Raw genomic sequence first — 10,307 nt, 5'->3', positions numbered from 1 at the left:
GAAGTGCATATCGAAGCGCGAAATGTGCATGACGGCCACCGCATCGCCCGCATGAAACTGGGGCCGAAACGAAAGGAAGCCCCATGAAGCACATGACCCCCAAGACCCTCGCCGCCCCGGCCGGCGAGATCGCACGATGAGCGTGTTCGCCGAACTCTGGCAGCAGCGCTATGGCGCCGCGCCTGCCGACGCGCCGGTGGCCGGCACGGCGGTGATCGACCAGTTGCTCGCCCACCGGTCGGTGCGCGCCTTCCTGCCCGATGCGCTGCCGGAGGGCACGTTGGAGACGCTGGTGGCTGCGGCGCAGTCGGCGGCCAGTTCGTCCAACCTGCAGGCCTGGAGCGTGGTGGCCGTGCAGGACCCGGCGCGCAAGGCGCGGCTGTCGGAGGCCGCCAACGGGCAGGCGCATATCCGCCAGGTGCCGCTGTTCCTGGTCTGGGTGGCCGACCTGTCGCGCCTGGACCGCACGGCCGCCCGCCTGGGGCGCGAGGCGGGGGCCAACCGCTACCTGGAGATGTTCCTGGTGGCCGCCATCGATGCCGCGCTGGCCGCGCAGAACGCCGTCGTCGCGGCCGAGTCCCTCGGCCTGGGCACCGTCTACATCGGTGCGCTGCGAAGCCATGCCGCCGCGGTGGCGCAGGAACTGCACCTGCCGCCCAACGCCTTCCCGCTGTTCGGCCTGTGCGTCGGCCACCCTGACCCGGCCCGGCCGGCTGCCATCAAGCCGCGTCTGGCGCAGTCGACCGTGCTGCACCGGGAGCGCTACGAGCGCGAGACCGAACCGGCCGCGGTGGCGGCCTACGACGAACTGATCCAGGATTTCCAGCGCGGCCAGGGCTTGCCTCCGACGGCCTGGTCCCAGCAGGCCAGCCAGCGCGTGGCCAGGCCCGACAGCCTGGCCGGCCGGCACCGGCTGGCCGAGGTGCTGCGAGCACAGGGTTTCGCGCTCGAATGAGCGCGTCAGCGGGCGAGCCGCTGCCTGAGTTCGGCCAGCGCGTCCCGATAGACCGGGTGCCAGTCCTCGCCCGCGGGCGCGTGCAGGCGGTGCCAGAAGAACCTGAAGACATGGCCGCCGTCGTCCTGCGTGAGGTGCGCCCAGGCATCCCGCACGGGCGTGGTGGCGGTCACCACTTCAAAGTGCCACACCTGGCCTTGGTAGCGGCTCGGCCAGGAGCCGAGGCTGCGCTCGTGCACTGTGTGAAGCCCTGACTCCTCGGCCAGTTCCCGGACCGCGGCGTCCCGGACCGATTCGCCAGCCTCGACGCTGCCCTTGACCAGTTGCACGCCGGCCAGCGGATGCCTGAAGACGAGCACCTCGACGTCGCTCCCTTCGCCGCGCAGCAGCACGGCAACGGCCTTGTGGGTGCTCATGGGCGGACGACTCAGGCCGCCGCCCGCGCGGCCGCGTAGCGGTTCGTGGGGAAGGGCAGGCCCAGGTGCTCGCGCAGGGTGCTGCCTTCGTAGTCGGTGCGCACCAGGCCGCGCTGGCGCAGCAGGGGCAGCACGCCGTCGATGAAGGCGTCGAACTCGCTCGGCACCGACACGCGGAAGTTGAAGCCGTCGGCGCCTTCTTCCTTGAACCAGCGTTCGATCTCGTCGGCCACGGTCCTGGCCGTGCCGACGAAGGGCGAGGGCAGGGCTGCGAAGCGCAGTGCGGTCTGGCGCAGCGTGAGCTTTTCGTCGCGGGCGATGCGGATGATGCGTTCGGCATGGCCGCGGTAGCCGTTGAGACTGAGGCCGGCCAGGTCGGGGAAGGCGTCGTCCAGCGGATAGGCCGAGAAGTCGAGGTAGTTGAACGGGCGACCCAGCGCGACCAGCGCCTTCTTCAGGTCCACCGCGCCGTGGATCTCGGCTTCGCGCCGGCGCGCCTCGTCGTCGGTGGCGGCAATGATGGGGACGAGGCCGGGCAGGATGCTGATGTGCTCCGGCCGGCGGCCGGCCGCCAGGGTGCGCTGCTTGATGTCGCGGTAGAAGGCCTGCGCGTCCTCCAGCGTCTCGGCGTTCGTGTAGATGCCTTCGGCGTTGCGCGCGGCGAGGTCACGCCCATCGCTGCTGTCGCCGGCCTGGAAGATCACCGGCTGGCCCTGCGCGCTGCGCGAGATGTTCAGCGGCCCGGCGACGTTGAAGAACTCGCCGTGGTGGTTCAGCGCATGCAGCTTGGCCTTGTCCAGGAACACGCCGCTGGCCTTGTCGCGAGGGAAGGCGTCATCCTCATAGCTGTCCCACAGGCCGCGCACGACGTCCAGGTGCTCCTGGGCGCGGCGGTAGCGCAGCGCGTGGTCGATGTGTTTCTCCAGGCCGTAGTTGCCGGCTGCGCCTTCCAGCCCGGTGGTGACGACGTTCCAGCCCGCGCGGCCACCGCTGATGAGGTCCAGCGACGCAAAGGCCCGCGCCAGGTTGAAGGGCTCGTTGTAGGAGGTGGTGGCGGTGGCCACCAGGCCGATGCGCTCGGTGTGCACGGCCAGCGCCGACAGCAGCGTCAGCGGCTCCAGCCGGTTGAGGAAATGCGGCGCCGTGTCGGGCGTGATGTAGGGGCTGTCGACGATGAAGATCAGGTCGAACTTCGCAGCTTCAGCTTTCTTTGCCTGGGCGATGGCCCAGCGGATGTCGATGCTGGCATCGCCGGGCAGGTCCGGTGCGCGCCAGGCGTGCTGGGTCGTGCCGACGCCGCTGAGGATGGCGCCCAGGCGCAGTTGTCGTTGGCTCATTCAAACCTCCGCAGGCTGAGGGGTGGCGGTCAGGCGCGCCGAGGTGTAGCGGTTCTCCGGCACCGGCAGGCCGAGGTGGCCGCGCAGCGTCTGTGCAGCGTAGTCCTTGCGGTACAGGCCGCGTTCCTGCAGCAGTGGCACGACCAGCTCGACGAAGTCCTTCAGGTCGCCCGGCAGCACCTGGCCGAAGATGAAGCCGTCGGCCGCACCCTGCTCGAACCAGCGCTGGATCGCGTCGGCCACCTTGTCGGGAGTGCCGACGAATTCGTCGCGAGGTGCCAGCACGCGCAGCGCCGTCTGGCGCAGCGTGAGGTTCTCGCGGCGCGCCAGCTTGACGATGCGTTCGGAGGCGCTGCGGTTGCTTTCCGAGCCGAGGGCGGCCACGTCGGGGAAGGGCTCGTCCAGCGGGTAGACGCTGAAGTCGTGGTCGTTGAAGGAGCGGCCCAGCGCCGGCAGTGCTTCCTCGATGCGCACGAGCGACCGCGCCTCGCGGTACTTGCGCTCGACCTCGGCGTGGTCACGGCCGACGATGGTGCGCAGGCCCGGCAGCACGAGCAACTGGCTGGCGTCGCGGCCGAATCCGGTGGCGCGGCGCTTCACGTCGGCGTAGTAGCCCTGGGCTTCCTCGAAGCTGCCGCCGCCGGCAAAGATGGCGTCGGACTGCCGCGAGGCGAAGTTGCGCCCGTCCTCCGACGCGCCGGCCTGGAAGATCACCGGCTGGCCCTGGCGCGAGCGGGCGATGTTCAGCGGCCCGGCGACCGAGAAGTGCGCGCCCTGGTGGTTCAGTGCATGCAGCTTGGCAGGTTCGAAGAACTGGCCCGTCTCTCGGTTGGCGACGATGGCGTCGTCCTCCCACGAGTCCCACAGGCCTTGCACGACCTTCAGGTGCTCGGCGGCGATGCCGTAGCGCACGGCATGCGGCGGGTGCTCCGGGCGGCCGTAGTTGGCGGCGCTGCCGCTGAGCCAGGACGTCACGACATTCCAGCCGGCGCGGCCCTTGCTGATGTGGTCCAGCGACGCGAACTGGCGAGCCACTGTGTAGGGCTCGCTGTAGCTCACCGTCACCGTGCCCACCAGGCCGATGTGGCGGGTCACGGCGGCGAGTGCCGACAGGATGGTCAGCGGCTCGAAGCGGTTCAGGTAGTGCGGGCTGGAGCGCTCGTTGATCGAGACGCTGTCGGCCACGAACAGGAAATCGAACTTGCCGGCTTCGGCCCGCTGGGCTTGCTGGATGTAGAGATCGATGTCGGTGCTGCCCTTGGGATGGGCGTCGGGGTGGCGCCAGTCGCCCCAGCCGGAGCCGGTGCCGGCGAGGATGAGGCCGAAGTGCAGTTGTCGTTGGGCTTGCGTCATGGCGATGGGTTTCCAGGGGAAGAGGGTGGGGAGGCAGCCGCGCTCATTCGACGAACTGCTCGTGGCCGGTGACACCCAGCCGGGTCACGCCCACGCGCTGCGCTGCGGCCAGCACTTGCGCTACGGCGTCATAGGGCACGCGCTTGTTGGGGCGCAGGTGCACCTCGGGCTGCTCGGGCAGGGCGGCCACCTGCGCCTGCAGGCGGGTCTCGATCTCGCTGGCCTGCACGGGTTCGCCGTTCCATTGGATGCTGCCGTCGGCATCGACATCGATGCGCACCACCTCGGGCGGCTTGGCGGGCGGCGTGGATGCGCCCTGCGGCAGGTTCAGGTTGACCGAGTGCAGTTGCACCGGGATGGTGATGATCAGCATGATCAGCAGCACCAGCATCACGTCGATGAGCGGCGTGGTGTTGATCTCCGACAGCACCTCGCCCGATCCGGAGGGCGAGCCGACGTTCATGGCCATGGGGTGTCCTTCAGCCTTTCGGCGCGGGTTCGGTGATGAAGCCGATCTTGGCGATGGCGGCACGCTGGCAGGCCAGCAGCACACGGCCGACGCCTTCGTAGGCGCCCTGGCCGTCGCCGCGGATCTGCACCACGGGTTGCGGCGTCTGCTGGGCGACGACCTTCAGGCGCTGCAGCAGCTCGTCCCTGCTGGTCAGGTGGTCGCCGTTCCAGTAGACGCCGCCGTCGCGGTCGACCGACACCTCGATGTTCTCGGGCTTGGTCTGCCGCGCCACGTTGCTTTGCTTGGGCAGGTTCAGCGGCACGGTCTTCGTCACCACCGGGATGGTGATGAGGAAGATGATCAGCAGCACCAGCATCACGTCCACCAGCGGCGTGGTGTTGATGGCTGCATTGACCTCGTCGTCGCCGCCGCCGGAGGCCTTCAGGCGCAGGCTGCTCATCCCAGCGCTCCGGCGGCGCCGGCCGGGCCGGCGTCAGCGCCGCTCGACGGCGCCGGGTGCGGGCGGGCCGGGCGCTTCTCGGGCGCCGTGTGCCCGGGTTGGTCGTTGTTGTGCGAGGAGGACTGGGGCGCCAGCTTGGCGCCCAGCAGCGCGCGATGGAGTTCCGTGCCGAAGCGGCGCACGCCGTCGAGCGCCACCTTGTTGCGGCGCACGAGCCAGTTGTAGCCCAGCACCGCAGGCACGGCCACGGCCAGGCCGATGGCGGTCATGATGAGCGCCTCGCCCACCGGGCCGGCCACCTTGTCGATGCTGGCCTGGCCGGCGATGCCGATGGCCGTCAGCGCGTGATAGATGCCCCACACGGTGCCGAAGAGGCCGACGAAGGGCGACGTGGCGCCCACCGTGGCGAGCAGGGCCAGGCCTTCCTGCTGGCGCGCCTGCACGTCGTCCACGGCCTGCTGCAGGCTGGCATTGATCCATTCGTTGCGGTCGATGTGCTCGGTGACGGCGCCGGTGTACTGCTGGTCGGCGGCCAGGCCTGTCTCGGTAACGTAGCGGTAGGTGCTGCCGGCCTTCAGTGCGCGGGCACCGGCCGCCACGGTGTCGGCGTGCAGCACGGTGTCGCGGGCCAGGCGGGCTTCGCGGGACAGCCGGATGCTCTGCGTCAGCTTGGTGGCCAGGACATACCAGCTGCCCAGGCTGAACAGCACTAGCAGCGCCAGCGTGCCGCGGGCGACGAGGTCGCCCTGCGCCCACAGGGCGTCGATGCCGTAGGGGTTGGACACGGGCTCCGGCTGGGCGAGGGCGGTGGCGGACAGGGTCAGCAGCAGCACGGCGGCGCCGAGCTGCGAGAACGAGCGCTTGTTCATCAGGTACTCCAGGGAATGGGGGGTGGGGATCGCGCCGTGCGGGGTCAGTCGGCGCGGAAGTCGAAGGTCTGCACGGCGACGATTTCGTCGGTGCCGCTGCTCTGGCAGCCGTACTGCAGCAAGGCGGCGCGCACGGCGGCGTCGAACAGGCCGCGCGGCTTGGAGCTCAGGATCTGCACGTCGACGACGCGGCCGCCGCGGATGCTGGCCTGCGCGCGCACCTGGCCGGTGATGCCTTCGAGCTGCGCGCGCCGGGGCAGCACGGGGGCCACCTGCGTGGGGCAGACCACGCCGATGGTCACCGGCTCGCTCCTGGCCGGCGGTGGCGCCGGCACGGGAGCCGGCGGCGCCGCCCTGACCTCCTGCGCCGGCGGAGGCAGCACCGGGCTGGTGGCGGTGATCGTGGGCGCCGGGTTGGCGGGCGCGGCGACCGATACCTCCGGCGGCGGCACATAGGGCGTGGGCGGCGGCGGCGCCGTCAACTTGGGCAGCAGCTTGGGCGGTGGCTTGGCGGGCTCGGGTGGCGGGGGCGGCTTCACCTCATCGATGAGGCGGGCCTCGAGGGGCTCGCGCACGATGTCCACCACTTTCTGGGCCAAGCCGCTGACGATGGCATAGCCGATCACCAGATGCACGGCCACGACCACGCTGAATCCGACGGCGTGACTGCTGCCGTCCGGGCGCTGGGGCAGGGCGAGTTCCATGGTCAGGCTCCCGTGAATGAGGGCGCGGTGGCGTCAGGCGGCGACCGGCTGGCGCAGTTCGGCCACGGCAGCCAGGATGGGTTCGGCCTCGGTGCGCAGCAGCCAGTCCGGGTGGACGTCAGCGAAGCGCACGCGGCGGTCGGTGTCGATGACGACGACGGTCGGCTGCGGCAGCTGCCACGTGCCGGTGCCGGTGGTCTCGCCGGTGCTCTTGCCGCGGGCCAGCGCGGCTTTCTGCGAGGCTTCGTCGGCTGTGTAGAGGATGCCGAAGCGGCGGCCGAGGGAGTTGTCGCGGTCGGTCGCGACGAGGAAGCCCAGGTCGTGGCGGCGCTTGATGGCCACCAGCTTCTCGGGCACCTGCGGGCTCAGGGCCACCAGCGTGGCGCCGAGCGCCTGCAGGCCCGGCAGCAGGTTGCGCTGGTAGTAGGGCAGCGCCAGGTTGCAGGCCGGGCAGCCCTCGAAGCGGAAGAACACCAGCACCAGCGGGCCGCGTTCGAGCAGGCTGTCCAGCGTCAGCGTCTGGCCGTCGACCTCCTGCACGCTGAACGGGTGGACCAGGTCGCCGGCCTTCACCCATTGGCCCGGGTTGGCCTCGGCCACCAGGCGCTGGCGCTGGTCGATGTTGCTCTGCAGCTGGGCCGGCGGAAAGTTCTCCACACGCCAGGCATGCAACTGGCGAAAGATGTCGTGCAGCGACTCCTTCTGGCCGGGTGTGGGGGTGTAGGTGAAGGTCGCGTTGTCGGTGGGGGTGCTCATGGCGGGCTCCTGGGTGACGGTTCAGTGGAGTGGGAAGTGGCAGGCCACGGTGCGTCCGGTGGCGAGCGTGGCGAGGGGCGGCACCTCGCGCTTGCAGCGCTCGGTGGCCGCGGGGCAGCGGGGGTGGAAGTGGCAGCCCGAGGGCGGCGCGGTGGGCGAGGGCAGCTCGCCGACCGGCGGCACGAACTCGCGCCGGCGGCGGGGGTCGGGCACCGGCATGGCGGCGATCAGCGCGCGGGTGTAGTGGTGCGCTGGGTGGCGGAACAGCTCGTCGGCCGGCGCCACCTCGACCAGCCGGCCCAGGTACATGACGCCGATGCGGTCCGACAGATGCCGCACGACATGGAGGCCGTGGCCGATGAAGAGCGTCGTCAGCGACAGCCGCTCGCGCAGGTCCGACAGCAGGTTGATGACCTGGGCCTGCACCGACAGGTCGAGCGCCGAGACCGCCTCGTCGGCCAGCACGAAGCTGGGTTCCAGCGCGATGGCGCGTGCGATGCCGACACGCTGGCGCTGACCGCCGGAGAACTCGTGCACATGGCGGGTGCGGGCGCTGCCCGGCAGGCCGACCAGCTCCAGCAGCGCTTCCACGCGCTCGCCCTGCTCCTGGGTATTGCCGATGCGGTGGGCCGCGAGCGGCTCGGCGATCACCTGGCCGACGGTCCAGCGCGGGTCGATGCTGCTGTAGGGGTCCTGGAAGATCATCTGCATCTCGCGCCGCGCCTGCTGGCGCTCGTCGCCCTTGAGCAGTTGCAGCGACTTGCCGGCGTAGCGCACATCGCCTTGCGTGGGCGTTTCGAGTTGCAGCAGCAGGCGACCGAGCGTGCTCTTGCCGCAGCCGGACTCGCCGACGAGGCCGAAGGTCTCGCCGCGCTGGATGTCGATGGACACGTTGTCCAGCGCGCGCACCGGCAGGCCGCGCGACAGCAGGCCGCGGCCACTGGCGAACTGCTTGCTGAGCTGCACGGCCTGCACCAGCGGCGTGCCCTCGGGCACCCGGTCGGCGAGGGTGGCAGAGCGTGCGGGCAGCGTGCCCCGCAGCGTGACCGGCAGCGCCGCAGTGCTCGTGACGCCCGTGGCCGGCCGCTCGGGCGCGAACGCATGCCAGCAGGCGACGCTGCGCTCGCCCACCGGCTCCAGCGGCGGTGAACTCTGCTTGCAACGCGCGTCGGCCTGCGGGCAGCGCGGGTGGAAGCGGCAGCCGCTGGGCAGGTCGTCCAGCCGCGGAATGCTGCCGGTGATGGCGACCAGGCGGCTGCCGCGCACGCTGTCGACCGGCACGGCCGAGCGCAGCAGGCCGCGCGTGTAGGGGTGACCCGGCTGCGTGAACAGGCCTTCGACCGGCGCCTGCTCGACCACGCGGCCCGCATACATCACCACCACGCGGTCGGCCACTTCGGCGGCGACGCCGAGGTCATGCGTGATGAGCAGGATGGCCATGCCGTCCTGCTGCTGCAGCTCCTTGAGCAACGCCAGGATCTGCGCCTGGATGGTGACGTCCAGCGCCGTGGTGGGCTCGTCGGCGATGAGCAGCTCGGGTCCGCAGGCCAGGGCCATGGCGATCATGGCGCGCTGGCGCATGCCGCCGGAGAGCTGCTGCGGGATCTGCGCCATGCGCAGCCGGGCGTCGGGCATGTGCACGCGCTCCAGCAGGTGAACCGCGCGTTCGTAGGCCGCTCGGCGGCTGATGCGGCTGTGGCGAAGCACGGTCTCGATGATCTGGTCGCCGATGGTGAACACCGGGTCGAAGGCGGTCATCGGCTCCTGGAACACCATCGCGATGCGACGGCCGCGCAGGTCTTCCAGTTCGGCCCGGGGCAGGCCGACGAGGCCGCGGCCATCGAAGCGGATGTCGCCCCGGACGATGCGTGCGCGCCGGTGCTCGTCCAGCCGCAGCACCGACAGCGCCGTCACCGTCTTGCCGCTGCCGGACTCGCCCACCAGGCAGACGGTCTCGCCGCGGTGGATGACGAGGCTGGCGTCGTCCACCGCATCGAGCGGTTTCTCGTCGCTGCCGAAGCGCACGGCCAGGCCCTGCACCTCCAGCAGCGGGGGCAGGTGGCGCCGGATCGGTTCGCTCAGGTCCATCACCGCGGTCCTTGACGGGGGTCGAGCCGGCGGCGCAGCGCGTCGCCCAGCAGGTTGACCGAGATCACCAGCGTGGTGATGGCCAGGCCCGGAAAGACCACCGTCCACCAGGCCGTGGTCAGGTAGGCGCGGCCCTGCGTCAGCAGGTAGCCCCAGTCCGGGATCTCGTCGTTGACGCCCAGCCCCAGGAAGCTGAGAGAGGCCGCCGCGAGGATGCTGCTGCCCAGCCCCAGCGTGGCCAGAACCAGGATCGGCGCCGCGCAGTGCGGCAGCACGTGGCCACGCAGGATGGCCCATCTCGAGGCGCCCGAGACACGTGCCGCTTCGACGAAAGCCTGGTGTCGCACACCCAGCGCCTGCCCGCGCAGCACGCGGGCGCAGCGCGGGATCTTGGCGACGGAGATGGCCAGGATGATGTTGCCGACGCCCGGGCCGAGTGCGGTGGCGATGGCGATGGCCATCAGCACCTCCGGCAGCGCGAACCACACGTCGGCCAGGCGCATCAGCAGCGCGTCGATCCAGCCGCCGAAGTAGCCGGCGATCACGCCCAGCACCGCCCCGGCGCTCACGCCGAACAAGGTGGACATCAGTGCGATCTGCAGCGACTGGCGGGCGCCGTGGACGACCAGCGCGAACATGTCGCGGCCGAATTGGTCGGTGCCGAACAGATGCTCGGTGCCGGGCCGCTGCAGCACCGCGTCGGACAGCATCGCCGTGGGCGATTGCGACGCGATGACGCCGGGCACCAGCGCGCAGCCCAGTGCGAAGCTCAGCAGCAACAGGGGCAGCACCACGGTTGCTCTGGGCAACCGGCGGCGCCGGCGTGCGGGCGTCGCGGCGCGAGGCGGCGCGACGGACGCCGGGGAAGGCAGGCTGCGGGCGGCAGCGAGCGGCGGGGCAAGCAGGGTTTCAGCCATG

The 10,307-nt window shown here is 71.0% G+C and carries 10 protein-coding genes and 1 pseudogene; 1 reads left to right on the top strand and 10 read right to left on the bottom strand.

The features are described 5' to 3' along the window. Nucleotides 1–136 precede the first annotated feature (136 nt). Entirely contained in the window at nt 137–955 is an 819-nt protein-coding gene (locus tag QM732_RS11435) for an NADPH-dependent oxidoreductase (RefSeq protein ID WP_415656269.1), read from the top strand. A gap of 5 nt (nt 956–960) precedes the next feature. Here the strand turns inward: QM732_RS11435 and QM732_RS11430 are convergent, their stop codons facing one another. The 10 genes and pseudogenes from QM732_RS11430 to QM732_RS11385 form a co-directional block, all read right to left on the bottom strand. Beyond that, nucleotides 961–1,371 carry an NUDIX hydrolase gene (locus QM732_RS11430; protein ID WP_415656268.1) on the bottom strand — a complete coding sequence of 137 codons (411 nt, stop codon included), beginning with the start codon at nt 1,369–1,371 and terminating at the stop codon, nt 961–963. 11 nt (nt 1,372–1,382) lie between these two features. Beyond that, complete coding sequence (locus QM732_RS11425; RefSeq protein WP_415656267.1) at nt 1,383–2,708, bottom strand: LLM class flavin-dependent oxidoreductase; 1,326 nt, start codon at nt 2,706–2,708, stop codon at nt 1,383–1,385. Further along, nucleotides 2,709–4,061, bottom strand: coding sequence for an LLM class flavin-dependent oxidoreductase (locus QM732_RS11420; protein ID WP_415656266.1), 1,353 nt, complete (start codon nt 4,059–4,061; stop codon nt 2,709–2,711). It abuts the gene before it with no gap. A 43-nt stretch (nt 4,062–4,104) separates the two neighbouring features. After that, nucleotides 4,105–4,530 carry an ExbD/TolR family protein gene (locus QM732_RS11415; RefSeq protein ID WP_415656265.1) on the bottom strand — a complete coding sequence of 142 codons (426 nt, stop codon included), beginning with the start codon at nt 4,528–4,530 and terminating at the stop codon, nt 4,105–4,107. Between the two features lie 10 nt (nt 4,531–4,540). Continuing rightward, nucleotides 4,541–4,963, bottom strand: a complete 423-nt coding sequence (locus tag QM732_RS11410; protein WP_415659371.1) for an ExbD/TolR family protein — start codon at nt 4,961–4,963, stop codon at nt 4,541–4,543. 232 nt (nt 4,964–5,195) lie between these two features. Further along, nucleotides 5,196–5,841, bottom strand: a pseudogene (locus QM732_RS11405) (MotA/TolQ/ExbB proton channel family protein); the annotation flags it as partial. 44 nt (nt 5,842–5,885) lie between these two features. Continuing rightward, nucleotides 5,886–6,545: an energy transducer TonB gene (locus tag QM732_RS11400; RefSeq protein WP_415656264.1), complete on the bottom strand. Its 660-nt coding sequence runs from the start codon at nt 6,543–6,545 to the stop codon at nt 5,886–5,888. 33 nt (nt 6,546–6,578) lie between these two features. Next, nucleotides 6,579–7,301, bottom strand: a complete 723-nt coding sequence (locus QM732_RS11395) for a peroxiredoxin-like family protein (protein WP_415656263.1) — start codon at nt 7,299–7,301, stop codon at nt 6,579–6,581. Between the two features lie 21 nt (nt 7,302–7,322). After that, nucleotides 7,323–9,389 (bottom strand): dipeptide ABC transporter ATP-binding protein, encoded by a 2,067-nt coding sequence (locus QM732_RS11390; RefSeq protein ID WP_415656262.1) that lies wholly within the window; start codon nt 9,387–9,389, stop codon nt 7,323–7,325. Beyond that, nucleotides 9,389–10,306, bottom strand: a complete 918-nt coding sequence (locus tag QM732_RS11385; RefSeq protein WP_415656261.1) for an ABC transporter permease — start codon at nt 10,304–10,306, stop codon at nt 9,389–9,391. Before QM732_RS11385 ends, QM732_RS11390 begins: the two co-directional genes overlap by 1 nt. Nucleotide 10,307 lies beyond the last annotated feature (1 nt).

The organism is Roseateles sp., assembly GCF_047654805.1.
In the GTDB taxonomy this organism is placed as follows: domain Bacteria; phylum Pseudomonadota; class Gammaproteobacteria; order Burkholderiales; family Burkholderiaceae_C; genus Pelomonas.
This window is presented reverse-complemented; position numbering and strand designations above follow the sequence as displayed.

What these genes read in the sequence shown, in the direction of transcription:
- QM732_RS11395 (WP_415656263.1), bottom strand. Translation starts at nt 7,301, where the DNA reads ATGAGCACCCCCACCGACAACGCGACCTTCACCTACACCCCCACACCC.
- QM732_RS11425 (WP_415656267.1), bottom strand. Translation starts at nt 2,708, where the DNA reads ATGAGCCAACGACAACTGCGCCTGGGCGCCATCCTCAGCGGCGTCGGC.
- QM732_RS11430 (WP_415656268.1), bottom strand. Translation starts at nt 1,371, where the DNA reads ATGAGCACCCACAAGGCCGTTGCCGTGCTGCTGCGCGGCGAAGGGAGC.
- QM732_RS11400 (WP_415656264.1), bottom strand. Translation starts at nt 6,545, where the DNA reads ATGGAACTCGCCCTGCCCCAGCGCCCGGACGGCAGCAGTCACGCCGTC.
- QM732_RS11435 (WP_415656269.1), top strand. Translation starts at nt 137, where the DNA reads ATGAGCGTGTTCGCCGAACTCTGGCAGCAGCGCTATGGCGCCGCGCCT.
- QM732_RS11415 (WP_415656265.1), bottom strand. Translation starts at nt 4,530, where the DNA reads ATGGCCATGAACGTCGGCTCGCCCTCCGGATCGGGCGAGGTGCTGTCG.
- QM732_RS11385 (WP_415656261.1), bottom strand. Translation starts at nt 10,306, where the DNA reads ATGGCTGAAACCCTGCTTGCCCCGCCGCTCGCTGCCGCCCGCAGCCTG.
- QM732_RS11420 (WP_415656266.1), bottom strand. Translation starts at nt 4,061, where the DNA reads ATGACGCAAGCCCAACGACAACTGCACTTCGGCCTCATCCTCGCCGGC.
- QM732_RS11390 (WP_415656262.1), bottom strand. Translation starts at nt 9,389, where the DNA reads ATGGACCTGAGCGAACCGATCCGGCGCCACCTGCCCCCGCTGCTGGAG.